This is a genomic window from Mammaliicoccus sp. D-M19 (genome assembly GCF_022386695.1).
Lineage (GTDB): Bacteria > Bacillota > Bacilli > Staphylococcales > Staphylococcaceae > Mammaliicoccus > Mammaliicoccus sciuri.
In genome coordinates this window covers 412,415-437,127 of the sequence record NZ_JAJNHW010000001.1, presented here as the reverse complement: position 1 = coordinate 437,127, position 24,713 = coordinate 412,415, and the positions used below count along the sequence as shown (strand labels likewise).

Sequence of the window (24,713 nt, the reverse complement as noted above, 5' to 3'; positions counted from 1 at the left end):
ATACATATGATTAATCAAACATATGGTACTATATACTTGAGGCTATTTGGGGAGAAAAGAAGGAGGAAATATAATGAAATTTGTAAGTAATAATGGTATTAATGATCCTATGATTAATTTAGCTATGGAGGAATATGTCTTAACTTCTCTTCCTAAAGATGATAGTTATTTCCTATTCTATATTAATCAACCATCCATTATTGTAGGAAAAAATCAAAATACAATCGAAGAAGTTAACCAAGAGTATGTTGAGAAAAATAATATCAAAGTTGTAAGAAGAATTTCTGGTGGTGGAGCTGTATATCATGATTTAGGTAATTTAAACTTTAGCTTTGTTACAAAAGATGATGAAGACAGTTTCCATAACTTTGCAAAATTTACGCAACCAATTGTTGATGCTTTAAATGAAATGGGTGTTAAAGCAGAATTATCTGGTAGAAATGATATACAAGTCGGGGAAAGAAAAATATCAGGTAATGCAATGGTTAAACAAAAAGATCGTATGTTCTCACATGGAACATTGATGTTAAATAGTGAAATCGAAGAGGTTGTAAATGCACTTCGCGTTAGCGAAGCGAAAATAAAATCTAAAGGTATCAAATCTATAAGATCACGTGTCGCAAACATACAAGAGTTTTTAGAAGAGCCAATGGATATTGAAACATTTAAACAACGTATACTTACATCTATCTTTAAACAACAGGGTAGTGAAGATGTTGAAGAATATCACTTAACTGATGAAGATTGGGATAACATAAATGAACTAAGTAAAAATAAATACCAAAAATGGGAATGGAATTATGGTAAGAATCCTAAATACAATTTTGAAAGAAGTCATAAATTTGATAGAGGACTTGTCCAAATTAAATTAGATGTTAAAAAAGGTAAAATAGAACACGCAGCAATATTCGGTGATTTCTTTGGTGTCGGAGACGTAAAAGATATTGAAGAAGCATTAATAGGTGTTCAACATCAAAAATCATCAATTCAAGAAGCATTAAAAGATATTGATTTTTATCACTATTTTGGAGATATTGCTAAAGAAGAAATTATTAATTTAATGCTATAAACAAATAAAAGAGACTATTTTTGAATGTTTTCAAAAGTAGTCTCTTATTATGTGTTAAATTTTAAATGACAACTCACGATTGCAAATCCTCCAACTGAATTAATTCTTCACTGTATTGTTCAAATAAAGTATTATTACGATTCGCAAGTGCTTCATCAATTAAAACCATTAATTCTCTTTTACGATTTTCACGTAAAGCAGAGTCAATCACAAGCTCAACTGATAAATCATTTAAGTTATTAACAAAAGTTTCTAAACTCTGGTGCTTAACTTGAGAATATTGTTTCATTTTAAACAACCCCTTGACTTTATTTGTTAAAATTATAGCGTATTTATTTTCTAAATGCAATGAATATTCAGAAATTTTAAAAAGTAAATTTATAATTCGAAATCAGTGATAAACTTACTCTATAAATTCATTATATGTTACTATAATCTAATTTCAAATTATTTTGCTCACAATTCAGAATACGGTTGTGAAAGATTTGAGTAATCGAATCATATTTAATAAAAATACTAAAGGAGAATCATAATGTATCAATTAAAAATGTGGGACCATGTACAATTATCAGCACCTAAAGGGTCAGAAGATAAAGCACGATATTTTTACTGTAATAAATTGGGATTCAATGAAGTAGAAAAGCCTGAATCACTGAGAGGTAACGGAGGCATTTGGTTTAATGTTAATCAAATTGATTTACACATTGGTATTGAAGAAGAGTTCGAACCATTAAAAAAAGCACATCCTGCTATTAATGTTGAAAATCTAGAAGATTTAAAAGAACATTTAACGAATGAAAAAATAGAGTACAAAGCAGATAAACGTTTTCCTGGCGCAAATAGAATCCATTTATTAGATCCTTTTGGAAATCGATTGGAATTTATAGAAAAACAATAGAATTTATTTTGAAAAGTATTGACTTATATTTAAATAGGTATTATATTTTATGTAATTACAATAAATGTAAATATATTCGTTGTAATTACATAAAAATTTGAAAGGAGCATGCTATGAGTAAGTATGTTATTAAACAAAACACTATGTATATTAGAGGAGTCAAAGTAGATGATCACACTATTCATACTGAGGTGTCTGAAGCGGGTAAAGAACCGTTCATCGTTAAACAGAAACCTCAAGAAATTATGAATCAGTCATGTCGCTTTTATGGCGAACACTTCAATGAAAGAAAGCTTTTTACAAAAAGGCTAACCAGAATCACGAGCAAACCCCCGATTTTAGTATCCGCAGTAACTTCTACTTATTTTTTCTGCACAGGTTCCGAAAGGTCAATAGACAATACTTGGATAAATATACTCTACGTTAAAGATTTTAAAGAATATAATGGCAATAAGACCAAGATATTTTTAGAACAAGATCAAATCCTCGTTTTTCCAATCTCATACCACGTAATTAATCACCAATACTTAAATTGTTTATGTTTGTACTATAGAAATCACCGTAATAATATCTTTATTAAGCAACTAAATACACCAAATATAGATTTAACTCAAGATGGATATAGTGTACTTGATGTTATTAAGATGTATTTGAAAAATCAATATTAGCATACTAAAATAAATATTAACGGAACAAGTGCAACTAAAGTGTAAATGTTCCGTTAATTTTTTTAGGTTTTCTCTTGAAAATATTAAGATGCTTGATATAATAGTATTTGTGCTTGATAAAAATTTAATTATTCCACAGTAGCTCAGTGGTAGAGCTATCGGCTGTTAACCGATCGGTCGTAGGTTCGAGTCCTACCTGTGGAGCCATGGAGATGTACTCAAGTTGGCTGAAGAGGCGCCCCTGCTAAGGGTGTAGGTCGTTCTGCGGCGCGAGGGTTCGAATCCCTCCATCTCCGCTCAGATTAATTAGTCACGTATAGTGAAAAGAAAAAACCTTGATAACTCAAGGTTTTTTCTTTTTTTATTTAGGCAGATTTTTTATTTTGGTCACAATGTGACTATATATGAATATCCAAAAGCTCACCTAAATGAAATAGGTGGGCTTTTTTAGTTTGTGATCGTGATTGATGTTCATCGTAAAGTTTAACCTAATATTTGATATTTTTCTGCATTGTTGTATGTAAATCATTAGCGGAAGTTCAGTAGGTCAAAATCTGTTGGTACGATTGCTAGAGAAGTAATCGTAGGTAAGTGGGGAAATGGTCAAACACGTATTGATAAACTTAAAAAGACTAGTTACAATCCTAGTGCCGTTAAGAAAGAAGTAAATAGGTTATTAAGTTAAACTAAAAGTAATATAAATACTTTAACTATAACTTGGTTACCAAACCAACGTACATTATAAAATCCTATCTAGTATTTTTACTAGGTAGGAATATTTTTCATATCATTAGATAGTATCTAGTATTAGTAGTAAGTATTACTACATGCATATTTTTGTTTTCTATTTTTATTTTTGGAAATGAAAATTGGATAGTAGAGACTTTAAATCAAGTAATAATAAATAAAAATGATATAATAGTAAATATAGCATATATTTTTATTGGTATATATATCACTTTAGCTTTAATGTACCCTACCTATATTAAAGGTGGTGGATTAGATGTTTTATCTATTAGAAGTTATTATATATCTGGATCGGCTACACTTAACTAGACAACTTTTATAAGGAAGGTTAGTCTTAAATTAAGAAAGTAGGCGATTCTTTTTATGGAAAAAAAGAGAAGGACTTTCAGTCCTGAATTCAAACTTCAAATGGTTCAATTGTTCAAAAATGGAAAATCCCGTAAAGATATTATTCATGAGTATAATTTAACACCATCAGCACTAGACAAATGGATTAAAGACTATGATAAAACTGGCTCATTTAAGCATCAAGATAACCTCAGTGAAGATGAAAATGAATTAAAAAGGTTACGTAAAGAAAATAAGCAGTTAAGGATGGAAACAGATATTTTAAAGCAAGTAGCGCTGATCATGGGACGAAAATAAAAATTATTAGGCAAAATAGCTATCAATATTCGGTATCAGCCATGTGTAAAATCCTAAAAATATGTCGTAGCTCTTATTACTATGAAGTAAATGTCGTGAAAAGAGCAGAGAAAGAAGCAGAAGAATATCTACTGACAGAAAACATTATCAGTATATTTAATAAAAGTAGAAAATGTTATGGGTCTAGGAAGGTTAGAGAAGTGTTAAAAACCAAGGGTTTAGTTGTTTCAAGAAGAAAAATCATTAAGATTATGAAGTCCAATGGGCTCATTTCATTATATAACAAAGCGCGATATAAACATAAAAAGCAAAATTACAATGAACAATTGATAGATAATAGGCTTAACCGAAAATTCAACAGAAAACATGCGATGGAAGTCATTGTAAGTGATTTAACTTATGTAAAAGTAGCGAATAAATGGCATTATATATGCTTATTTGTTTATCTGTTTAATCGAGAGATTATTGGAGTGAGTACTGGTAGACATAAAAGTGCAGACCTTGTACTAAGGGCATTATCAAGTATTAAAGGCGACTTACATAACGTATCTATGTTTCATACAGATATCTGATTATATTAATTGGTTTAACCATCATAGAATCCATGGTTCACTGAACTATCAAACACCGGTTAATTATAAATTAAGTACCACATAAAAATTGTCCAGTTTACTGTTGATATACCAAAAAGAGCGCTTAATTTATTAGGCAAATGTTTTGTCGACTTAAGTTCTTAATAGATATAATATTTTTATATTAAAGGAGTGATAGAAATGAAATACTATATAGTCAAATATGTTCATAAAGATTTAATAGGTTGGAAAAACTTTCTTGAAGAACACATAGATTATTTAAATAGACAAGTAGAGGACGGGCGTATAATTGCATCTGGACCCATTGAAAATGATTTGTCAAATCAAAATGAAGCATTTCTCATATTTAATATTCAAGACAAAGATTCTTTAATTGAATTATTAGAAAGAGATCCATTTTGGAAAGAAGGACTTGTAGATGAATATTCAGTAGACTTGTGGGAACCATGGTTTGGTGACCTAAAAAATCTTAAAATAGAAAAGCAATAATAAAAAAGATCACCCAATAATTTGGGTGGTTATATAGTCGCAACATCTTCGTATAGAAGTTTTGTATGAATGTTTCTAGTTCTATCGAAAAATCTACTCTAGATTTTTTACAGTTTGATTGTGCCTAGGTTAGATAATACAACATATAGTTTCCACTAAAAGAGGGAGAAATTCAATTATATGAATTTCTCCCTCAATTTGTAGTTAGCACTTTAGGCAAAGAGTATTACTAATTTTTATTGTATATCAATTATTTTAGATGTTTTGTTAATAGAATTTAGTTTGGGAACTGATACATGTAGTACACCATTCTCAAAATCTGCTTTAATATTGTCCTCATCTCCATTTGGTAAATGATAATACCTACTTATTTGAGATTTTGATCTTTCTGTAAACACAGTGTTCCCATTATTATATTTTTGTTCATTTTCATTACTTTGTATAGCACTTAAGTACAGTGTATTGTCTTCATAAGTTAAATTAATATTTTCTTTATTGATACCAGGTAGATCAATATCAACAATATACTCGCTATTTGTTTCCCTTAAATCAGTTTTTGGAATAGCTGTATTAAAATATTTAAATAGCGAATTAAAATGATCATCAAATATTCTTGATGGTGAAAAGTCAAAAATGTTTTTATTAAATGGTGTTAAGTTTGACATATAACTTCACTCCTTATTTAAATTAGTTTTATCATTTTGATAAACTTTAGAAAAATCTAAAAAAGGTAGTTTGTCATTTTCGACGTTTTTAAATATATCATTAGTTTTAATTTTACCATCTTTATATTGATTTATAGTTTCAACAATATCTTTTAAAAACAAGGTCAATCACCACTTATTATCAGTAATATAATTGACTTAACGCAGTTAACAAATCTTTATCATTGTTTAATGCCTCATTATCAATTGTTCCATCTATTTGTATATATGGTATCAGTTGGTTTACTATAGCTACTTTTTCATAATCTTTATGAAGATTCTCTATAGCCTTTTGATAATCCTTAGTGATTTTAAGGTTTTTAGCTTTTTGTTTTACATATGCTTTTTCTAATAAATTAAATTGGTGAGATGAAACATAATTTTCTGAATCTGTAACTTCCAATACTGTTGGTGTTATTTGATTACCTAGAGCTTGGTGTCTTGAAAACTCCGTTGGAGACATATGACAAGACTTAGCTATTTGCTTGATTTTTTCATATTCCTTAGTTGTTATTTTAAATGTAATTGCTTTTTGATCGCTTCTAGTCATATACTATTTCACTTCTTTATTTATAATATCGAACAACCACGGAATATGTTTAGAAAAATTAGTGTCATTAATTTTCACACCACCTCCTAAAGTTGTTTGAGTTATCAAATGATAATTATTTGAATTATTTTTTCTCAATATTTTTTGATATATCTATAGCTTTTTTGTATGAATCCCACGTAAGTGGCGAAGAAAATTCAATAAATTTATTATTATTGAATTCTTTAGACAATAAATCAATGCTTTTTAACTCAGTAATTCGAGGTGAATAGTTAATGTAATAAGAAGTTTTTGGTTTATCTTTTAACATAATATCTACCTCCAGTTACTAAAAATTATCATTTGATAACTTTCAATTATTTTATAACATACTTTTCGTTTTAATGCAATAGTTATAGTGCGAATTACAATTTACTTTTAATAGAAGAAGGTATTTGGCTTAGCTCACATTTCTCTTGATTTAAAACAGCCCCTTTGTTATCAGTAATAGTTATTTTAACAGTATCGCCATTATTCAAACCTTTACTTAATGAATTATCTAATTTAAATGACTCAATTGTATGACCGTTTTCATTAATTATTTCATCAAGTGTATATTTATTTCCTTTTACTACTCCGTAATATGTTTCTTTATCATCCAAAAATGTAATTGAGCAAACTAAATAAGCTACAATTCCTAAAGTAATGATAGAAACAAATATTTTTGTTTTTTTATAATGTTTCATGATGTTTTTCTCCTTTAATAAAAGTTACACTATATTGTATTATAGAATACAATATAGTGAATCAGCCTTTTGATGTACTTAATAGTAGGTGTAAAAACCCCATTCAAGAATTTAAAAAGAAATTCGTATACACTAAAATTAATATAAATAGAAAAACAATAGTTTGTTTTTAAATGAGATATAGTTATTGAACAAATAGTACAACTTTAGATTATATTTCTTCATAAGAGAACTTATAGATAGGATATATATCTTTGTTATAATTTATATCTTGTCCATGTGATGTAGTAATCAACTTTGGCTGTAATTTATCAATGATACTACCACTCTGAATATTCTCATTTGTATTATAAGTAAATTTTTTAATTGGTGGATGTAGAGTGTTTTTTTGAGAGATAAATAAATCTCCGCATATTAAGACATCATCTTCTTTATGGTGAATAACAATATGACCCGGAGAATGTCCAGGAGTTAAATAGAAATCAATTTGTAAAGTATAATTAAATTCTTGTAATGCTTTAACTTGGTATGAAACACCTGTATCCTCTTTTTTATCTTTATGTGGATAAGGCAATTCACCATTTATAAATGGTATTTCATTAGCATGTGCATAAATTGGGATATTTAAATTATCTTTTAAAGAACGAGCACCATTAATATGGTCAAGGTGTCCGTGTGTAAGTATAATAGCTTTTGGATTACCAAGTTGTTTTGCAATATTAATTTGTAAACCTGAATAATTATCCATTCCTGTATCAATAATATAGACATCCGAATCTTTAAGTATGAACCAAGTATTTATTAATACAGGAATTCCAACATTAGTTGTTATTGATAATTTATAGATATGTCTAGAAATATTAGTGAAATTCATTTTTGTTTCTCTCCTGTCTAAAATATTATATTATTTAATAATCTTAAAAGAAGTAACTATACATGACAAGAAGGCACAAAATTGTAACTATAAAGGAGATAAACAGTTGTGAGTAAAATAAATTTAAATTATGGGAAATGTAATGACACAATTAAAAATGGTTGTCCAATAGAATTAGTTTTAAGAGTACTCGGAGGTATATGGAAAGGTATAATAATAGATGCTTTACAATATTCCCCTAGCTATTATAATCAATTACATCGTGATATAGAAGGTATTAGTCGTAAAGTACTTACTGAACAATTGTTTGATTTAGAGAACTATGGGATAGTAAGTAGAAGTGAAATAAATCATCGTCCCAAAAAGGTGTTATATCAATTAACAGAAAAAGGACAGGAAGTTTATTTTTTAGTGGGAAAAATTAATGATATATTGAAAATAATGCATTAATGAAAGACACCAACGATATCAAGGTGTTATGGTTATAGACGTGTTTATATCTATTGTTCTATTTAATATATATGTTTGTAAACATATTAAAAATTAATTTTATCCGACCCATAGAAAAAGGTCGGATAAAATTGAAATAATAGAATAGCCTATTTTAGTTAAACTATATTCTACTTTAGGAGGGAGCGTTTTATAACTCTTTCGACTGATAAGGTCATCTAGATCTAATTATTTAAACTGTCTAGTTAAGACCTTAGGTGATACAATTTGTATTTTGTTTTATTATACTATGAAAATCTAGTACACAGAGTCGACTAATAGGTTTATTTATATAATAAATCTTTAAAGTTGTTGTTTGGTTGGTCTTACAATTATTTCGTTTATACCTACTTCTTCTGGCTGTGTAATGGCAAAATAAATAGATTCAGCAATATTTTCTGGCTCAATACCTACAGAATCTTCAATTTGTTTAATAGCTTCTTTTTGTTCTAAATCTGTAATATGTGTAGACAATTCAGTTAGAATAGATCCTGGTGATATTATAGTTGATCTAATATTACTACTTGTAGCTTCTTCCATACGTAATCCTTCACTAATAGACCTTACAGCTGCTTTTGTACCACAATAAACCGCACTACCTGGAAATACCACATGTCCAGCTATACTCGATACATTTATAATATGGCCTTCATGTTGTTCTCGCATATATGGTAGTACAGCATATATGCCGTAAAGAACTCCTTTAATGTTAACATCTACCATTGCTTCCCATTCGTGAATTTTTCTCATTTTTAATTCTGATAAAGGCATAATTCCTGCATTATTAATAAGAACATCGATTTTACCAAATTTTTCGTAAGTCAATTTTGCCAAATATTCCATATGGTCAGCGTTTGTTACATCAGTTACCTGATAAATAGCTGTTCCACCAGCGCTATTAATTTCACTAACTATTTTTTTCAAAAGGTCTTCCCTACGTGCTGCTAAAACAACATTTGCGCCACTATTTGCTAATTTTATTGCTGTGGCTTTACCCATACCACTTGAGGCACCGGTAATAATAACTGTTTTATTTTGAACATTATTCATTGTTATTTCCTCCTTTATTAATGTAATATAAATATACCAGTTAAAGTTATGTTTAATGCAAGCGTTAAGTTAAACGTTATAATAGAGAGTTTTATGCTAGTTTAAAATTAAAAAATAGTATATTTTATGTTAAAGTTACTTTAAACAAGAAGAGGTGTGAAAATGTATATTGAAGAAGTTGCTAAAATGAAAAATTTAAATGAATCTACATTAAGGTATTATGAAAAAGAAAATATAATACCAAAAGTACCAAGAAATAAAAATGGCCACAGATACTATACTGAAGAAATTCTTGAATGGGTAGATTTTGTTGTAGCTTTGAAAGAAACGGGAATGACGCTAAAACAAATAAAAACATACACATCATTGTACGATTTAGGATTCCAAACATTAAAAGAAAGGAAAGATATGATGATAGAACATCAGAAAAAGGTAAAAAAATCAATCAACAAAACTATCGAACATTTAGAAAAAATCAATTATAAAATAGCTTTATATGATATACAGCTTAAAAAAATAAAACGCATGCCGTAAGCTAAGAATAAAAACTGGATCGGCTACACTTAACTAGACAACTTTTATAAGGAAGGTTAGTCTTAAATTAAGAAAGTAGGCGATTCCTTTTACGGAAAAAAGGAGTAATTTATATGAGAAATAGACGGTCTAAAAAACTGTTATTAAGTATGGTATTAATGGTAGTTGGTCTATCACTCACGATTCTAAATATAAAAAATGACCCTAGTATTATTCTTGCTATCGGTATGATATTAACTGTTATTGGTCTTTTCTTATCAATGCGTGAAGTTTATAAAAAAGAACGATTAGATTTAATAGATGATATCAACGCTTCTTTACTTGAACTAGGCTACACAAAGGAACAAATAAAAGATGAAATAAAAGCCTTAAAATCAAAAGTAGATGTTAAAATAAAACGCCAAACGCCTTTAAATCAGGCTTTAGCGTTTTTTATTGGATTTTTGATTATACATAAAATATACAGGCTATATTTATCAACTATTTCCCGATTTTCAGCAGTTTCATAACTTGAATATTTACTCAAAAGTAAAATGTTGTTTTATGTGATTTTGTATTAAAATGATGAGAGATATATTTATAATAAATTAACAATTTATTAGAGGTAGTGATACTGTTGACAATACCAATATGTAGAGAAAGAAGAATTAAATTTTGACTAGATACATATTCATAGCTAATACATTCGAAAAATTATGAGCACTTACATATATTAAAGTGATAGGAAATAGATTTGAATATTTTTATATGATGGTGAGGAGAATGACTATGCATTTAGGATTAAAGAATAACGAAATTAGATTAGAAAAATATACAGATAAATGGCATGATGAATTTACTAATTTAAAAAATGAACTATTAAAATATACACAGCTTGGGGAATATCGTATTGAACATATCGGAACTACATCAATACAGGGGATGTCGGCTAAACCAATAATAGATATTGTCGTAGGAGTTGATAATCTTAAGACAGTAGATGAAGAACTATTTAATAGCTTTAGAAAGGCTGATTTTTTAAAACTAAGAGTCGAAAAGCCAAATGAGATCGTACTTGCGAAGTTTACAGATGAAACATATCAAGTAAAGACACACTTCATTCATTTAGTTGAGTATCAACAAGAGATATGGAATAACCTTATCTTTTTTAGAGACTATTTGAATTCGAATGAAGAAGCGAGAAAAGAATACTTGGATATAAAAACATCTTAGTTAAAAGATACTTCTTCAGGCATCAAAGATTATACTGATTTCAAAGAGGAATTTGTGAAGTCTATTTATAATAAAAGTAATGCGAAGTAACACTTCTAATATATTAAATATAAATTCACATTTACTCTAGTAAAATAAAAATTTAAGTACCACATAAAAATTGTCCAGTTTAGTGTTGACATACCAATCATATAAATATATTTTATATGGCTTATTATGGGCATCTTTTTATATAATTAATTTTTTACTCGAAGGTATTTTATATAGTTGTTTTTTAATAAATATTTATTTGTTCATTTTATTATTTGTTTCTTTTGTGAGAATCTTGATTTTCATAATACTTTGGCAAACTTTTGACATTAAAAAAGCAAAGAGAGTGGAAAATAATAAAAATAATTATGAAGAAAAAATATATCAAAGATTAAAAAATATAGAAGATTACCTAAAATATAAGAAGTAAATGTGAGTTTATATTTCATAAATAAATATGACCACCTTAATTGGTGGGTCTTTTTTGTTTTACGATCATCATTCAGCATTTATAAGTATCAAACGCGTGTCAAATTAATCCAGTTTATTATGTTATTATCTGAAAGTATATTAAAGGACTCCATCTCCGCTCAGATTAATTGGTCACGTATTCTACTTTCTTTCTTTTTGTTTTTTTTAATTGCTTGTTCAATTTTTTAAATTCATTTTCATAATTTTTAAAGGTATTTTTCATTCATTCTAATTGAGCTTTATGTATATAAGTATGTTTATTTAATCTTTGTAATGTTCAAAAGTTAACAAAATGGATAAAATATAACCCCACATGCGTGGGGCTAAATAATGATTAAATTTTAATAATAGTTTTATCAAGTATTCGATGAAATTTAAGTGGAGAGCATTATTGATATTCTATTTAAAGAAACTCCAAAAACTCTTAGTAGATTTTTTATATATTTTATTATTTATAGCTTTCTTAGGAGACTTAACATATTCAGAACCCTTAGTTCCATATGTGGGATTAATAGAACTTTTGACTTTTCTTTTAACTGATCCAGTAGTTTTTGATTTAAAAACTTTTTTAACACTTGGTTTTCGAACACCAAATTTCATTCTTATACCTCCCTGTATTTAGCATTTTAAATTAATACGTCAATAAGTTAATCTCTTTCGCATGCGAATCCATCATGATCTCTATCTAAATTACCATTATATGCTGGATGACCGGCAGGTACACCATTTGGATATACTTGTCTTAGGCTGCTACAATTTCCGAAATGCTGTGTTTGTGGAGCTGTATTATTACTTTGAACTTCTGGCTGTGATTCTGTTTGTTGAGGTGCTTCAATAGTATTAGATTGCTCACTAGAGACATTTTTTTCCTTTTCATTTGTACTATCTTTATTTTCTTCAGTAGATGCTCCTGCTACAATATTATCTTTATTTTGTTCATTTTTGTTTGAAATTTTTGATGAATCTATTTCTTGAGATTTTTCATCATTTTTATTAGTTTTAGTTTCTTTTTTGTCTTTAGCAATTTTTTCATTTAGCTCATCGATTTTCTTCTTTAGTTTTTTATTTTCTGATTTAACATCTTTAAGTTGCTCTTTTAATTCTTTATCCACAGGATTAGTTTTATAAACTGTTTTAGTTTCATTATCTGATATTAAGTGAGTAAAAAAGAAAATCAAACAGAGTGAAGTAATAACGACTCTTACCCAAAACTTCCATTTTTTTAATCCCCACATTAAAGCTAATCCCAACGGATTAATTATAATTAATGTTAATACTATAAACCAACTTCGTTCATACCAAGTACCATTGTTATTAAGATTATTTAAAGTGTTTTTCAAATTACATATCTCCAATCTTTAGATGTAGTTTTCATAGGCGTTAGAATTAAATAAAGATAAATAAAAACTAATGATTTAAGTAATCTTCTTTAGAGAAAATTTTTAAAGAATGTGATAGAGCAATATTTAATTGTATGTATATATAATAGTATGAATTGGCATATATTGTCTATAATGAATAATAATGTATATAACAAATACTGGGGATTTGGTATAATATAACAGAGCAAGTTGGATAGATGGTGGCCAATCTTAGTATAAAGTGAGGTGATGCTTATGAAAGTATCAACAAAATCTTTAGAAAGGAGTTGGCCGTAGTGGTCCCGATTAGCGAAGCGCTAAACTTAATGTTTAGTTTCGGTAGTTTTATTGTACTATTATTAGGTTTAGTAATCGCAATGGTTAAATTAAGCCAAAAAAAATAAACCATCTCTTACAACTTTAGACTAGTTTGAGAAGGTTTATTTGCATTAAATTAGTCACCGTCTTTAAAACGGGCTCATAGGACAACATGTTACAGCACGTTGTCCTTTATTCAATTGGATTATAACATAATTTGGTAGAATTTGTCTATTTTGTAGTCGGATTATTACGGGTGACTTTCTCTATTTCAGTTGAATATTTTATCTAGATTTTCATTGTAAAATTTCAAAGCATTTTTATATTCGTGAATCTCAGTATTTTCAACATTTGTTAGCAATGTATCAATTAATAGAGAAACAGACTTCTGATTATTATTCATATTATAATGTGTAATAGCAAGGAATATTTTTAATACAGGGCTGTCATCAAATTTTGTTAATCCTTCATTTAAAATCTTCTCAGCTTCTTTGTATTTGCCAATACTTCTATAAGTACTTCCCAAACCTATATAAGCATCTTTTAGGTATATTAGGTCTAAATTGTTATTAATAGCTTTATGATAATAATGAATAGCCTCGTGTTCTAATCCTAAATTATCAAGACACCATGCCATTTGATAGTTGTAATATGCATTTTTAGGATCTTTACTTAATATATTTTCCATTTTTTCTTTTGCTTTTATATATTCTTTCTTTGATCTTAATTCGATAACTTCGTCTATTGTATTCGTCATCATAACCCCCTCCAGTAAGATAATATTACACTATCTATTTAATCTTATCCATATACCTTATTATATCTAATTTATGTAAAATGTATTTACAAATTACAACCAAAAATTATAATAAATAAAAAGAGCTAATTTTCGTTTTATAGAAAGGAGAAGAAAAGTTGAAAAGAAAAATAAATAAAACGGGGATTTTAGTATGTCTTATTTACTGTTTTGTTATGTATTTTATATTAAGTATGTATGATCAGCACGTTAGCAACCATGTCAATAATACATACTATGTATTATTACCAATAGGTCTAGTAATAATAAAAATTATTTTTGAATATATCATTAAGAAAGATATTTTTGATAAAGAACAATAGTAAAATAAAAACCTCCTCTTACGACTATCGATTAGTTTGAGAAGGTTTATTTTTAGATTAATCTGTGTTATGTTCACTTGCAATTTGTTTGAAGGTCGAATGAGCAGAATTTAATGCACCTTCTAAATGACCGCCATTTTTTTGATCGTATTCTGTACCAGCGAAGTACATTCTTTCTGGCGGATTAATGGGAGGTCCATAGGTTGGAAAGCTTTCTATATTTAATTTATCTCCTGAGGTGGTCATATAATTATCTTGTGACCAATCTTTATAATAAATGGATTGATAATTTTGTATTTCATTCCCGAATAGTGTCATTAATTGATTTACAACTTTAGATTTAATTTCTTGTTCTGTAAGTTTACTTCTATTTTCTGGTGAAAGACTAAAGAATCCAAATAGTGCAGCTTTACCATCATCTGTTGTTGCATCGTAAACTTCTCTTAAAGGTCCTACCCAACTAATGACATTACCGGATAAGTTCTGCTCTCTCCAAAATGGCGATTTATATGTTAATACTATTTTAGATTGAGCACCCATCCATGTTGGTTTATTTAATAAATCTAAATAGGTTTCTTGATTGAATTTGGGCAAGAATGTTATGTTTTCTAGCAATAAACGAGGGGGTAAACATAGTACAACTTTGCTTGCTGTATATGAAATGGATTCCTTAGTTTCATTATTAAAAGCATCAATCGTATAATTGTTATTATTTTTAATGACTTTTTTAACTATTGTATGAGTATGTATCGATTCATTTGGAATAACTTTTTTTATAACATCAATTAGTTTTTTGACACCACCAATAATACGATAACTTTTACTATTTACAGCCTCAGAATCAAACAATTTGATATTGCCGTCATTACTTAGTTGTAATAAACTTTTCCCGTTATTAAACTGCTCCATAGTAGGGATATTTAAATCTTTAATTAATTGTGTAATCGTAGGTTCTTTTTCTGGCCAATACCACGTAGGTCCTAAATCGAAGTAATTTTTTTCATCTTCAATTTGTGTCAAAACTCTACCACCTAAGTATTCCCTTGCTTCTAAAATTTTATAAGGAATATTCTCTTTTTGTAGAAGGGATGCTAATCTTATTCCAGCTATTCCGCCTCCAATGATTATGATATGATCATTCATCTTATACATCCTTTCTTTTTGAAAATTAAGATTATTATATCAAAAGGATATATAGTATGAAATACTTTTATCATTAGCCTAAATGGTTTAGTAATCGCAATTGTAAAAATGAACCAAAAAAAATAAACCATCTCTTACAACTTTTGACTGAATAGAGATGATTTATTTTATCATATTTAAATACGGTCACCGTCTTTAAAACGGGCTCATCGCGCAACGTGCAGCAACACGTTGTCCTTTTTCAAAGAAGTTATAACACAATTTGTCAATATTTGTCTATTGTGAAAAATTAATGATTAAGGGGGGTGTTTGATATGAAAGCAAGTATAAGTATTCGTAAGACTACGAAGAAGGAGAAGATTGAATCACTTGTTGCTGTGAGTATTTTAATTTTGGGGATTACGTTTATTAAGTGGTTAAACAAATAATTGTATTTTTGTTTCTAATTTTTAGAAGTGTATAATGAACCTAAATATAGAGATTGGTGGGGATTATATGACTGTTGAATTAAAATTAATAGAAATGCAGGACTTTAATGATTTTTATGAGGTTTCTTTGAAAGAATTTGCTGATGAACAAGTGAAAAGTGGTTCTTGGTCTGTTGAAGAAGCGGATGAGAGAAGTAGAGCATATTTTAAGAAACTTCTACCTGATGGTTTACATACGGAAGGTCATAAAATTTTTAATATCTTTAATGAAGGGGATAAGGTTGGTATTTTATGGCTACATGTGTTCGAGAAAGATCATGTATTAAAATGTTTTATTTATGATATTAAAATTAACGAATTTGATAGAGGTAAAGGTTTAGGTAAAATGACGATGCAAGCTTTAGATGAGTATTGCAAGGAACATGACATTAAAAGTATTCGACTCCATGTTTTCGGTCATAATCAAATTGCATATGAGTTATATAAAAAAATGGGATTTGAAACGACAAACTATTATATGGAAAAAGCGTTATAATAGTGATATCGAAATTGAAATCGGAGTGATTTGATTGTTGAAATTGAAAGAATCTCAAAATGTATTTTTAAAAGGTGGAGATGAAGCGGTTATATTATTGCATTCATTTACAGGTACAGTAAGAGATGTAAAAGCTTTAGCAGAGTTTCTAAACGAAGCGGGATACACTTGCTATATTCCAGCTTATAAAGGGCATGGATTAAGTTTAGAAGGTTTATTAGCCTATACAACAAATGATTGGTGGAAGCAAGTACAAGAGAGTTATCACTATTTAAAGGATAGTGGATATGAAAGCATTCATGTGCTCGGTGTTTCATTAGGTGCTCTTATGTCTTTAAAACTTGTCGAAACATTTGATGTGAAGAAATGTATAGCAATGTCTACACCTCATAATAGAACAAATAAAGATATTAAAAGAAGACTCTATCATTATGGAGAAAGAATTAATCAGATCCAAGGTTTAGATAAAGAAGAAAGCAAACGCCAACTTGCACTCATTGATGATTATGATGAAGGTGCACATATATTTACATCATTTATAGAGGATATTATGAATCATTTAGACGCAGTAAAAATACCTATCTCTATAAAGTATGGAGAATTAGATCAAACATTTTATCAAGATAGTGCGGAGAGAATATATCATGATATAGCATCAGAACATAAAGAATTAACAGCTTATAAAAATGCAACACATTTAATGACAAGAAGTGAAGATAAAGAACAAATTGAAAAAGATATACTTGAGTTCTTAAAAAAATAAGATCATGCCAACAAAATGTTGGCGTGGTCTTATTTTTATGTGAATGCAATTTTGTACTATATCAATTTTGACATTATTGAGAGAATACAAAGATACTGGAGGGATTCGATGAGTACATTATCATTTTTATTTTACTGTTTTATAATTACTTTCACACCTGGACCTACAAATATCGTAATATTAACAACAACTCAAAATTACGGTACTAAAAAAGCTTTGCAGTATACGTACGGTTCAACGGTAGCATTCTTTTTAATTTTGTTGTTATCTGCAATATTTAATACAGTACTCGTAAACATAATGCCGAATATTATATTTACGATGAAAATAATTGGAACGATTTATATGTTATATTTGGCATATCAGATTTTAAATGCTTATAAATCACATAATGATACAAATTACGGTAACTTTACTTCTGGGTTTGTCATGCAATTTCTAAATCCTAAAGTTGTCTTATTCTGTTTAACGGTCTTACCAAGCTTTGTTTTAAAAGCAGACTCTACTTTTAACGATGTGTTTCTTAATGTAACTATAATAACGATTATTGGGTTTTTAGCATTTGCGTCTTGGCTTTTATTCGGCACAGTTCTGAAAAAATTTATAGATCAACATTTGAAAGTTTTTAATGTCATTATGTCATTGGCACTTGTTATGGCGACATTATTAATTTGGTTATAGATAAGGAGGGGTTATATGGATAATTTTTTGTATAAAAAGCGTATAGGTGTTACAGCATTATTAGCTCAAATGAGCGAGTTTAAATATAAAAAACATGCGCATAAAGAATATGCACTTGGTGTTACGTTAGATGGTATACAACACTATACTTTAGATGGTGACCAATATTTATCATATCCTAATAATGTTATGTTCTTTAATCCAGAACAAATTCATGATGGTAGTTCTTTTGACAAGAAAGACCTTAAATACACAATGATTTATTTAGAGAGAGAACATATTCTTGGAAATGATAACATACCGCAAAATGTAATTTTCAATAAACCTATATCAAATGATCAAAATTTAAAAAACAAAATTATCCATCTCTCTAATGCCATTTTAACGAATCAAGAAGATGCTTATGTATTAGAACAATTGCTGCAAGTTAATGATGCTTTGTTGAATAATGATATAAATGTAGCGCCTAAAGATAACAGGCTCATAAACATGGCGAAGAATATTATAGAGAGCCACTTGTTTGATACATTAAATGTAGAAATGATCAGTCTAGAATTAAATATGACTCAATATCAATTTATTCGCTATTTCAAAAAGTATACTGGTTTTACACCTTATCAATATTATTTGAATAGAAAGGTAGAGCAAGCTAAATTAAATTTAGAAATAACTAAAGATATTTATGCTGCTGTAACAAATTGTGGATTTGTAGATTTATCGCATTTAAATAAAAATTTCAAGAAAATATATGGTATTACAGCTTTTGAATATTTAAACCAACTTATATAAATCAAAAAAGAGGCTGGACATTGTCCAAACCTCTTTTTTGATGGTGTTTTATAATCCACCTAATAAACCACTAATATATACACCAAGTGCTAATAACAATCCGAAGATCGTGTTCGCTTTACCTGTAGCTGCCATTGCTGGCATCATAGTTTGTGGTGTGTCATTTTTATTGAATCGACGTACGGCTTTGATTGGGAATGGTGCAGATATTAAGACAAGCAACCATAATAGAGAGCCGTATGGTTTAAATAATGCTAAATAAATAACAAAGACATATGCGAAAATATAAAGAATTGCCATAGTCATGATAGATAGTCTTTTACCGACTAAAATCGCGTAAGTCTTTCTACCACTTTGTTTGTCTTTTTCGCGGTCTCTAATGTTATTTGCCAAGTTGATAAGTCCGATTGTAATAGAAACAGGGATACTTAATAATGCTGGATAAAAACTTAAAGTACCTGTTTGTATATAGAATGAAATCATGACAATTACAAATCCCATGAAGAATCCAGCGAATATTTCACCGAATGGCGTCCATGAAATAGGGATTGGTCCACCTGTATAAAAATAACCGATTGCCATACAAACTAATCCTATTGGTATTAATAGCCATGTACTTTGTATGCATATGTAAATACCTAATATGACAGCTATAACATAGAATGCTATTGCTAAATTATAAACGGATTTAGGAGACATACCATTTCTTACAATTGCGCCTCCGATACCGACAGAAGTATGGTCATCTAATCCTCGCTTATAATCAAAGTATTCATTAAACATATTAGTTGCTGCTTGTATTAAAATACTAGCGAGTAACATTGCTAATACGACTGAAATTTTAATGGATGCTTCAGCGCCTGTTAAAAAAATCTTTGATGAAGCGGTACCCAATAGGACAGGAACAAATGATGCTGTAAGTGTATGTGGTCTCATCAAATGATAATATTTTTTCAAGCCTGAATGCTGTGATAAATTTTGTGACATGTATTTACCTCTTAAATTTATATTTTTGACAGTATTAGTATATGCTTTCGCTATCAATTGGTCAATCACTGTAATTGTGTAAAATTTTAATTTATATTCTGTATTTAAAGTACAATATTAACGCATGTTGACTTAAAAAATGATAAAATGAGTAGATAGATATTTTTCGGAAAGAAGTGGAAGTGAAATGGCCTTGAGGACGGATTTGAAGCAACAGATAATTTCTGAAATCGATGGAAATAAAAATTATATTTCAGTTGAAATTGAGCTTCAATATCAACCAGATTTAATCCATTTATTAAGGGAAGAAATCAATTATACAGGACAACATTTTTATTACAAATCTAAGGATTCTAAATTAGAAATGTGTGGAATTGGATATTTATTAGAAGCTAGGTATTCACATTTAGAACATGATGATATATATGAATACTGGCAAAATATTAAAGAACAATTAAATACAATTAAGTTACATGAAGAAAAGCACCATCTAAAGTTCTTTGGTGGCTTTCAATTTTCAGAGCATTCATTAACGAATGAATGGAAAGATTACGGGATGAGTCATTTTGTATTGCCTAAATATTTGGTGACAAAAGAAAATGGTCATTGTTATCTTACTTATACGGATCATGGTAACAAATTCGATATCGATAATATTCACGAAGTTATAAGTATTTTAGAAACAGAAAATGAAAAAATCGAATCGAGTGAACCTGTAGTAGTGGATAATAAAGATATTCAAAGTGAAGAATGGAAAGCATTAGTTACTAAAGTTGTTTCACAAATGAATGAATCTGTAGCCCTACAAAAAGTCGTACTATCTAGAAGAAGACAAATCGAATTTGAAAATCATGTTAATGTTGAAGATGCATTACAAAGATCATTAGATTCTAATGAATCAAGCTATTTATTGCTATTTGAATCAGGTAATTCCCAATTTATTTCACAAACACCTGAACAACTTTGCCAAATAGAAGATGGTAAACTATATACAAATGCAATTGCTGGTACGATTTTAAGAACAGAAGATGAATCAAAGAATGATGAATTAAAAAATGAACTTCTAAATGATTCTAAAAATCAATTTGAACATCGTTATGTAGTGGATAGTATCATTCATGACATTCAATCATTTACGAAACACATTGAATACGATAAAAAGCCAACCATACTCACAAACAAACATTTATATCATTTATATACGAAAATACAAGCAGATTTACTATCTGAAAATGTATTAGAAATTGTTAATCAATTGCATCCGACGCCAGCATTAGGAGGATTTCCTAAAGTTGAAGCTATAAAATTTATAGAACATGAAGAGTTCGGAACAAGAGGGTTTTACGGTGCACCATTAGGTTATATAGATTTAGAAAATAATGGTGAATTTGTTGTATCTATTCGTTCTATGTTAGTGAATAATCATACTGCAACATTATATTCAGGTTGTGGTATTGTAAAAGATTCTGAAGCAATATCTGAGTTTGAAGAAACAGACTTAAAATTTAAACCAATGTTGAAAGCACTAGGAGTGATGTAGAATTGAGTACACATATTGAAAGTCTCACTAAACAAGTATTTACATTTGTTTCTAAATTATATGAATATGGTGTCGATGATGTTGTTATTAGTCCTGGATCAAGATCTACACCATTAGCGATAGCTTGTGAACGACATCCACATTTAAAAACATGGGTTCATCCAGATGAAAGAAGCGCAGCATTTTTTGCACTTGGCATAATCAAAGCAAGTCAAAAGCCTGTCGCAATTATCTGTACTTCAGGAACAGCAGCATCTAATTATATGCCAGCTGTATCTGAAGCATTTATTAGTCGATTACCACTTGTCGTTGTTACAAGTGATAGACCACATGAATTACGTAATGTTGGTGCACCTCAAGCAATCAATCAAGTGAATATGTTCCAAAACTTCACGAAGTTTCAATTTGATATGCCTATAGCTGATGACTCAGAAGGTACATTAAATGCAATTAATATGAATATGATTAAAGCTGAGAAACATTTTGTTGGTCCACAAAGAGGACCTGTACATTTTAATTTTCCATTTAGAGAACCATTAATCCCTAATGTGAAATTAAGAAGATATTTGTCCTCTAAAAGAAAATTAGAAACAAAATATCAAAAATCGATTGATTTTACGAGTATTCAAACATATATCGAAAAACCAAGAGGTGTCGTTATTGTAGGAGATACACAAGGTCAGGATTTATCTCAAATATTAACTTATTCAGCTATTCATAATATTCCTATATTAGCTGATCCATTAAGTAATTTGAGAAAATTAAATCATCCAAATGTGATTTCTACTTATGATGCACTTTTCAAAGGCGGATTAAGTATAGAACCGCAATTTATCATCAGAGTGGGGCAACCAGTCGTTTCTAAACATTTAAACAATTGGTTAAAAGAAATTAAATGTCCACAAATTCTTGTGCAAAATAATGATACACCTGATGCCTATCCTAAAGTACCAACGATTTCAGTGGAACTAAGTCCAAATGATTTCTTCAGACAAGCTCAAGATGTAACACCCACTCAAAACAAGAATTGGTTAGAAAAATGGATAACAATGGATAAAGAAGCGAGTGCATTGATTGAAAAATATATCGATGAAGAAACAGATGAAGGTGCTGCAGTAGGTAGTTTATTGAAAAAAATGACTTCTAAAGATACTGTATTTGTTGGTAATAGTATGCCGATAAGAGATGTCGATACATTTAATTTAAACTCAAAAGCTGAAATAGCAGCTAATAGAGGTGCGAATGGTATTGATGGTGTCGTGTCGACTGCACTTGGCATGTCTGTATATAAAAAAGTTACACTTATCATAGGTGATGTTTCATTCTTTCATGATATGAATGGCTTGATTATGAGTAAACTTCATGATTTAGATATTACAATTGTATGCTTAAACAATAATGGTGGTGGCATCTTCAATTACTTAGCACCTAAAGAAGAAGCACCTGAACATTTTGAGAAATTATTCGGTACACCACTTGATTTAGATTTTCAACATGTTGCGCATCTATATGAGTTAGGTTACGAAAAATTCGAAAGTGTTTCTGATTATAAAAAACAAACATTACCGCAATTCGGTTCTTATTTATACGAAATTCTAACGAATAGAGAAGAAAATACCGCAACACATAGACAACTCTTTGAACAAATGAAAGGTATTCAATATGTTAAATCACCACGTTAAGTCATATGATGAACATAAACCGTCTATTATTTTGTTACATGGCTTCATCAGTGATCATACATCATTTCATATAGTTGAGAGTACCTTGAGAAACAAAGGCTTAAATGTAATAACCATTGATTTACCTGGACATGGACATGATGAATCAAGTTATGATGAAATATGGTCAATGGATTTTATTGTCTCAAAGATTAAAGAAGTCATTGATTATTTAGAACTTGATAAGATTTATTTGCATGGATATTCTATGGGTGGACGTGTTGCGTTAAGCTTTGCAGTGCAATACCCAGAGTTATTAAGCGGCTTGATCTTAGAAAGTGCTAGTCCTGGACTTAAAGATTCATCAGATAAACAGAATAGAATTGAAGTCGATTATAACAGAGCAACGCGCATTCAAGAAATTGGATTACAACAGTTTGTCGAGGAATGGTCAAAACTACCATTATTTAATAGTCAGTCTATACTTTCTACTGGAGAAAGAGAACGTATTAAACAGATGAGACTTTCTCAAAATCCTAATGGGTTAAGTAAAGCACTTAAAGATTATGGTACAGGTTCACAACCATCCAATTGGCATCATTTGAATACAATGAATGTACCAACTTGTATTATCGTCGGTCAAAAAGATGAAAAGTTTATTCAAATAGGTAAACAAATGAACGAAAGTATAAAAAATAGTAAATTTTATATTGTTAATGATGCTGGGCACACAATTCATGTGGAACAACCCTCAAAATTTGATACAATAATAATAGAATTTATTTTAGGAGGCAAATTATGTCAAGACAATGGGAAACTATAAAAGAATATAAAGAAATTAAATATGAATTTTTCGAAGGTATTGCTAAAATTACAATCAACCGTCCAGAAGTACGTAATGCATTCACACCTTTAACAGTTCAAGAAATGATCGATGCTTTCTCTAGAGCTAGAGATGATGAGAGAGTAGGTTCTATCATCTTAACTGGTGAAGGCGACTTAGCATTCTGTTCAGGTGGAGACCAATCTGTTCGTGGACATGGTGGTTACGTTGGCGATGACCAAATTCCAAGATTAAATGTACTAGATTTACAACGTCTTATCCGTGTTATTCCTAAACCCGTAGTAGCTATGGTTAGAGGATATGCTATTGGTGGTGGACACGTACTACATATCGTATGTGACTTAACAATTGCCGCTGAAAATGCAAGATTCGGTCAAACTGGACCTAAAGTAGGTTCATTCGATGCTGGTTATGGTTCAGGATATTTAGCAAGAATTGTTGGACATAAAAAAGCACGTGAAATTTGGTTCTTATGTCGCCAATACGATGCAAAAGAAGCTATTGATATGGGTCTTGTAAATACAGTTGTACCATTAGATAAAATAGAAGATGAAACTGTTCAATGGTGTAAAGAAATGATGCAACATTCACCAACTGCATTACGTTTCTTAAAAGCTGCTATGAACGCTGACACTGATGGATTAGCTGGTTTACAACAATTCGCTGGTGATGCAACATTATTATATTACACTTCAGACGAAGCAAAAGAAGGAAGAGACGCTTTCAAAGAAAAACGTCAACCAGACTTCGATCAATTTCCTAAGTTTCCTTAATATTGATACAAATAAAAACAAGA

The 24,713-nt window shown here is 29.3% G+C and carries 30 protein-coding genes, 2 tRNA genes and 2 pseudogenes; 21 read left to right on the top strand and 13 right to left on the bottom strand.

What is annotated here, in order from left to right; all coding sequences use genetic code 11:
• Positions 1-73: 73 nt before the first annotated feature.
• Positions 74-1,069 (top strand): lipoate--protein ligase, encoded by a 996-nt coding sequence (gene lplA, locus LQ675_RS02250; RefSeq protein ID WP_048542047.1) that lies wholly within the window; start codon positions 74-76, stop codon positions 1,067-1,069.
• A gap of 73 nt (positions 1,070-1,142) precedes the next feature.
• On the opposite strand, the gene LQ675_RS02245 is transcribed toward lplA, so the two are convergent.
• A complete protein-coding gene (locus LQ675_RS02245; protein WP_016911637.1) occupies positions 1,143-1,358 on the bottom strand; it encodes an IDEAL domain-containing protein in 216 nt (71 codons plus the stop codon).
• A 243-nt stretch (positions 1,359-1,601) separates the two neighbouring features.
• On the opposite strand from LQ675_RS02245, the gene LQ675_RS02240 reads away from it, so the two are divergent.
• The 7 genes and pseudogenes from LQ675_RS02240 (at position 1,602) to LQ675_RS02215 (ending at position 5,109) form a co-directional block, all read left to right on the top strand.
• Positions 1,602-1,967 carry a VOC family protein gene (locus tag LQ675_RS02240; RefSeq protein WP_239726663.1) on the top strand — a complete coding sequence of 122 codons (366 nt, stop codon included), beginning with the start codon at positions 1,602-1,604 and terminating at the stop codon, positions 1,965-1,967.
• 113 nt (positions 1,968-2,080) lie between these two features.
• Entirely contained in the window at positions 2,081-2,635 is a 555-nt protein-coding gene (locus tag LQ675_RS02235; RefSeq protein WP_058592492.1) for a competence protein ComK, read from the top strand.
• A 132-nt stretch (positions 2,636-2,767) separates the two neighbouring features.
• Positions 2,768-2,842: transfer RNA gene (locus LQ675_RS02230), tRNA-Asn, on the top strand.
• 1 nt (position 2,843) lies between these two features.
• Positions 2,844-2,931: transfer RNA gene (locus LQ675_RS02225), tRNA-Ser, on the top strand.
• 269 nt (positions 2,932-3,200) lie between these two features.
• Positions 3,201-3,320 (top strand): hypothetical protein, encoded by a 120-nt coding sequence (locus LQ675_RS15070; RefSeq protein WP_081359351.1) that lies wholly within the window; start codon positions 3,201-3,203, stop codon positions 3,318-3,320.
• 425 nt (positions 3,321-3,745) lie between these two features.
• Positions 3,746-4,684: pseudogene (locus tag LQ675_RS02220) on the top strand (IS3 family transposase).
• Between the two features lie 116 nt (positions 4,685-4,800).
• On the top strand, positions 4,801-5,109 hold the full coding sequence (locus LQ675_RS02215; protein ID WP_107603559.1) for a YciI family protein: 309 nt from the start codon (positions 4,801-4,803) through the stop codon (positions 5,107-5,109).
• Between the two features lie 236 nt (positions 5,110-5,345).
• On the opposite strand, the gene LQ675_RS02210 is transcribed toward LQ675_RS02215, so the two are convergent.
• The 5 genes from LQ675_RS02210 to LQ675_RS02190 form a co-directional block, all read right to left on the bottom strand.
• Positions 5,346-5,774, bottom strand: coding sequence for an Hsp20/alpha crystallin family protein (locus tag LQ675_RS02210; RefSeq protein ID WP_239726665.1), 429 nt, complete (start codon positions 5,772-5,774; stop codon positions 5,346-5,348).
• Positions 5,775-5,955: 181 nt separating this feature from the next.
• Positions 5,956-6,363, bottom strand: a complete 408-nt coding sequence (locus tag LQ675_RS02205; protein ID WP_106418018.1) for a plasmid mobilization protein — start codon at positions 6,361-6,363, stop codon at positions 5,956-5,958.
• A 124-nt stretch (positions 6,364-6,487) separates the two neighbouring features.
• Entirely contained in the window at positions 6,488-6,673 is a 186-nt protein-coding gene (locus LQ675_RS02200) for a hypothetical protein (protein ID WP_107602518.1), read from the bottom strand.
• 94 nt (positions 6,674-6,767) lie between these two features.
• On the bottom strand, positions 6,768-7,088 hold the full coding sequence (locus LQ675_RS02195) for a hypothetical protein (protein WP_239726667.1): 321 nt from the start codon (positions 7,086-7,088) through the stop codon (positions 6,768-6,770).
• Positions 7,089-7,299: 211 nt separating this feature from the next.
• On the bottom strand, positions 7,300-7,962 hold the full coding sequence (locus LQ675_RS02190) for an MBL fold metallo-hydrolase (RefSeq protein WP_107603570.1): 663 nt from the start codon (positions 7,960-7,962) through the stop codon (positions 7,300-7,302).
• Between the two features lie 108 nt (positions 7,963-8,070).
• On the opposite strand from LQ675_RS02190, the gene LQ675_RS02185 reads away from it, so the two are divergent.
• Positions 8,071-8,412, top strand: coding sequence for a winged helix-turn-helix transcriptional regulator (locus LQ675_RS02185; RefSeq protein ID WP_239726669.1), 342 nt, complete (start codon positions 8,071-8,073; stop codon positions 8,410-8,412).
• A 99-nt stretch (positions 8,413-8,511) separates the two neighbouring features.
• Here the strand turns inward: LQ675_RS02185 and LQ675_RS15065 are convergent.
• Together LQ675_RS15065 and LQ675_RS02180 are read right to left on the bottom strand one after the other, a co-directional pair.
• A pseudogene (locus tag LQ675_RS15065) lies at positions 8,512-8,628 on the bottom strand (winged helix-turn-helix transcriptional regulator); the annotation flags it as partial.
• Positions 8,629-8,754: 126 nt separating this feature from the next.
• Positions 8,755-9,501, bottom strand: coding sequence for an SDR family oxidoreductase (locus tag LQ675_RS02180; protein ID WP_107603547.1), 747 nt, complete (start codon positions 9,499-9,501; stop codon positions 8,755-8,757).
• A 162-nt stretch (positions 9,502-9,663) separates the two neighbouring features.
• On the opposite strand from LQ675_RS02180, the gene LQ675_RS02175 reads away from it, so the two are divergent.
• The 3 genes from LQ675_RS02175 (at position 9,664) to LQ675_RS02165 (ending at position 11,247) form a co-directional block, all read left to right on the top strand.
• Positions 9,664-10,035 carry a MerR family transcriptional regulator gene (locus LQ675_RS02175; protein ID WP_107603546.1) on the top strand — a complete coding sequence of 124 codons (372 nt, stop codon included), beginning with the start codon at positions 9,664-9,666 and terminating at the stop codon, positions 10,033-10,035.
• A 113-nt stretch (positions 10,036-10,148) separates the two neighbouring features.
• Positions 10,149-10,544, top strand: coding sequence for a hypothetical protein (locus LQ675_RS02170; protein WP_107603545.1), 396 nt, complete (start codon positions 10,149-10,151; stop codon positions 10,542-10,544).
• 259 nt (positions 10,545-10,803) lie between these two features.
• Complete coding sequence (locus LQ675_RS02165; protein WP_345772959.1) at positions 10,804-11,247, top strand: GrpB family protein; 444 nt, start codon at positions 10,804-10,806, stop codon at positions 11,245-11,247.
• 900 nt (positions 11,248-12,147) lie between these two features.
• Here LQ675_RS02165 and LQ675_RS02160 read toward each other — a convergent pair.
• Both LQ675_RS02160 and LQ675_RS14955 read right to left on the bottom strand, forming a co-directional pair.
• Positions 12,148-12,348 (bottom strand): hypothetical protein, encoded by a 201-nt coding sequence (locus tag LQ675_RS02160; protein ID WP_107603566.1) that lies wholly within the window; start codon positions 12,346-12,348, stop codon positions 12,148-12,150.
• Between the two features lie 47 nt (positions 12,349-12,395).
• Positions 12,396-13,088, bottom strand: a complete 693-nt coding sequence (locus tag LQ675_RS14955) for an excalibur calcium-binding domain-containing protein (protein WP_275590024.1) — start codon at positions 13,086-13,088, stop codon at positions 12,396-12,398.
• A gap of 317 nt (positions 13,089-13,405) precedes the next feature.
• Between LQ675_RS14955 and LQ675_RS02150 the strand changes: the two genes are divergently transcribed.
• On the top strand, positions 13,406-13,513 hold the full coding sequence (locus LQ675_RS02150; RefSeq protein ID WP_075577811.1) for a putative holin-like toxin: 108 nt from the start codon (positions 13,406-13,408) through the stop codon (positions 13,511-13,513).
• 185 nt (positions 13,514-13,698) lie between these two features.
• Here LQ675_RS02150 and LQ675_RS02145 read toward each other — a convergent pair whose 3' ends face one another.
• Positions 13,699-14,184 (bottom strand): tetratricopeptide repeat protein, encoded by a 486-nt coding sequence (locus LQ675_RS02145; RefSeq protein WP_158262760.1) that lies wholly within the window; start codon positions 14,182-14,184, stop codon positions 13,699-13,701.
• A gap of 419 nt (positions 14,185-14,603) precedes the next feature.
• Positions 14,604-15,689 (bottom strand): flavin monoamine oxidase family protein, encoded by a 1,086-nt coding sequence (locus LQ675_RS02140; protein WP_158262761.1) that lies wholly within the window; start codon positions 15,687-15,689, stop codon positions 14,604-14,606.
• Positions 15,690-16,184: 495 nt separating this feature from the next.
• Here LQ675_RS02140 and LQ675_RS02135 point away from each other — a divergent pair, with 495 nt between their 5' ends.
• The 4 genes from LQ675_RS02135 to LQ675_RS02120 all read left to right on the top strand — a co-directional run bounded on the left by LQ675_RS02135 (position 16,185) and on the right by LQ675_RS02120 (position 18,885).
• Positions 16,185-16,652 (top strand): GNAT family N-acetyltransferase, encoded by a 468-nt coding sequence (locus tag LQ675_RS02135; protein WP_158259712.1) that lies wholly within the window; start codon positions 16,185-16,187, stop codon positions 16,650-16,652.
• A gap of 34 nt (positions 16,653-16,686) precedes the next feature.
• Positions 16,687-17,415, top strand: a complete 729-nt coding sequence (locus LQ675_RS02130; RefSeq protein ID WP_078355615.1) for an alpha/beta hydrolase — start codon at positions 16,687-16,689, stop codon at positions 17,413-17,415.
• A 108-nt stretch (positions 17,416-17,523) separates the two neighbouring features.
• Complete coding sequence (locus tag LQ675_RS02125; RefSeq protein ID WP_107603339.1) at positions 17,524-18,096, top strand: LysE family translocator; 573 nt, start codon at positions 17,524-17,526, stop codon at positions 18,094-18,096.
• A 15-nt stretch (positions 18,097-18,111) separates the two neighbouring features.
• Entirely contained in the window at positions 18,112-18,885 is a 774-nt protein-coding gene (locus tag LQ675_RS02120; protein ID WP_048542081.1) for an AraC family transcriptional regulator, read from the top strand.
• 48 nt (positions 18,886-18,933) lie between these two features.
• On the opposite strand, the gene LQ675_RS02115 is transcribed toward LQ675_RS02120, so the two are convergent.
• The gene (locus LQ675_RS02115) at positions 18,934-19,872 is read right to left on the bottom strand and encodes a 1,4-dihydroxy-2-naphthoate polyprenyltransferase (RefSeq protein ID WP_048542084.1); all 939 of its coding nucleotides are present in this window, start codon (positions 19,870-19,872) and stop codon (positions 18,934-18,936) included.
• Positions 19,873-20,077: 205 nt separating this feature from the next.
• Here LQ675_RS02115 and LQ675_RS02110 point away from each other — a divergent pair, with 205 nt between their 5' ends.
• Genes LQ675_RS02110 through menB form a run of 4 tightly spaced genes read left to right on the top strand, consistent with a single transcriptional unit; the run spans position 20,078 to position 24,690 of the window.
• A complete protein-coding gene (locus LQ675_RS02110) occupies positions 20,078-21,412 on the top strand; it encodes an isochorismate synthase (protein ID WP_239726680.1) in 1,335 nt (444 codons plus the stop codon).
• Positions 21,413-21,414: 2 nt separating this feature from the next.
• Positions 21,415-23,094, top strand: coding sequence for a 2-succinyl-5-enolpyruvyl-6-hydroxy-3-cyclohexene-1-carboxylic-acid synthase (menD, locus tag LQ675_RS02105; RefSeq protein ID WP_107609138.1), 1,680 nt, complete (start codon positions 21,415-21,417; stop codon positions 23,092-23,094).
• Complete coding sequence (gene menH / locus LQ675_RS02100) at positions 23,075-23,896, top strand: 2-succinyl-6-hydroxy-2,4-cyclohexadiene-1-carboxylate synthase (RefSeq protein ID WP_084754894.1); 822 nt, start codon at positions 23,075-23,077, stop codon at positions 23,894-23,896. The genes menD and menH overlap by 20 nt, the downstream gene beginning before the upstream one ends.
• A complete protein-coding gene (gene menB / locus LQ675_RS02095) occupies positions 23,869-24,690 on the top strand; it encodes a 1,4-dihydroxy-2-naphthoyl-CoA synthase (RefSeq protein WP_171992079.1) in 822 nt (273 codons plus the stop codon). The genes menH and menB overlap by 28 nt, the downstream gene beginning before the upstream one ends.
• The last annotated feature ends 23 nt before the right edge of the window (positions 24,691-24,713 follow it).

Bases quoted from the DNA above. Each gene is read 5' to 3' on its own strand.
- lplA (WP_048542047.1), top strand. From the start codon at position 74: ATGAAATTTGTAAGTAATAATGGTATTAATGATCCTATGATTAATTTA.
- LQ675_RS02245 (WP_016911637.1), bottom strand. From the start codon at position 1,358: ATGAAACAATATTCTCAAGTTAAGCACCAGAGTTTAGAAACTTTTGTT.
- LQ675_RS02240 (WP_239726663.1), top strand. From the start codon at position 1,602: ATGTATCAATTAAAAATGTGGGACCATGTACAATTATCAGCACCTAAA.
- LQ675_RS02235 (WP_058592492.1), top strand. From the start codon at position 2,081: ATGAGTAAGTATGTTATTAAACAAAACACTATGTATATTAGAGGAGTC.
- LQ675_RS02215 (WP_107603559.1), top strand. From the start codon at position 4,801: ATGAAATACTATATAGTCAAATATGTTCATAAAGATTTAATAGGTTGG.
- LQ675_RS02210 (WP_239726665.1), bottom strand. From the start codon at position 5,774: ATGTCAAACTTAACACCATTTAATAAAAACATTTTTGACTTTTCACCA.
- LQ675_RS02205 (WP_106418018.1), bottom strand. From the start codon at position 6,363: ATGACTAGAAGCGATCAAAAAGCAATTACATTTAAAATAACAACTAAG.
- LQ675_RS02200 (WP_107602518.1), bottom strand. From the start codon at position 6,673: ATGTTAAAAGATAAACCAAAAACTTCTTATTACATTAACTATTCACCT.
- LQ675_RS02195 (WP_239726667.1), bottom strand. From the start codon at position 7,088: ATGAAACATTATAAAAAAACAAAAATATTTGTTTCTATCATTACTTTA.
- LQ675_RS02190 (WP_107603570.1), bottom strand. From the start codon at position 7,962: ATGAATTTCACTAATATTTCTAGACATATCTATAAATTATCAATAACA.
- LQ675_RS02180 (WP_107603547.1), bottom strand. From the start codon at position 9,501: ATGAATAATGTTCAAAATAAAACAGTTATTATTACCGGTGCCTCAAGT.
- LQ675_RS02175 (WP_107603546.1), top strand. From the start codon at position 9,664: ATGTATATTGAAGAAGTTGCTAAAATGAAAAATTTAAATGAATCTACA.
- LQ675_RS02170 (WP_107603545.1), top strand. From the start codon at position 10,149: ATGAGAAATAGACGGTCTAAAAAACTGTTATTAAGTATGGTATTAATG.
- LQ675_RS02165 (WP_345772959.1), top strand. From the start codon at position 10,804: ATGCATTTAGGATTAAAGAATAACGAAATTAGATTAGAAAAATATACA.
- LQ675_RS02160 (WP_107603566.1), bottom strand. From the start codon at position 12,348: ATGAAATTTGGTGTTCGAAAACCAAGTGTTAAAAAAGTTTTTAAATCA.
- LQ675_RS02145 (WP_158262760.1), bottom strand. From the start codon at position 14,184: ATGACGAATACAATAGACGAAGTTATCGAATTAAGATCAAAGAAAGAA.
- LQ675_RS02140 (WP_158262761.1), bottom strand. From the start codon at position 15,689: ATGAATGATCATATCATAATCATTGGAGGCGGAATAGCTGGAATAAGA.
- LQ675_RS02135 (WP_158259712.1), top strand. From the start codon at position 16,185: ATGACTGTTGAATTAAAATTAATAGAAATGCAGGACTTTAATGATTTT.
- LQ675_RS02125 (WP_107603339.1), top strand. From the start codon at position 17,524: ATGAGTACATTATCATTTTTATTTTACTGTTTTATAATTACTTTCACA.
- LQ675_RS02120 (WP_048542081.1), top strand. From the start codon at position 18,112: ATGGATAATTTTTTGTATAAAAAGCGTATAGGTGTTACAGCATTATTA.
- LQ675_RS02115 (WP_048542084.1), bottom strand. From the start codon at position 19,872: ATGTCACAAAATTTATCACAGCATTCAGGCTTGAAAAAATATTATCAT.
- menH (WP_084754894.1), top strand. From the start codon at position 23,075: ATGTTAAATCACCACGTTAAGTCATATGATGAACATAAACCGTCTATT.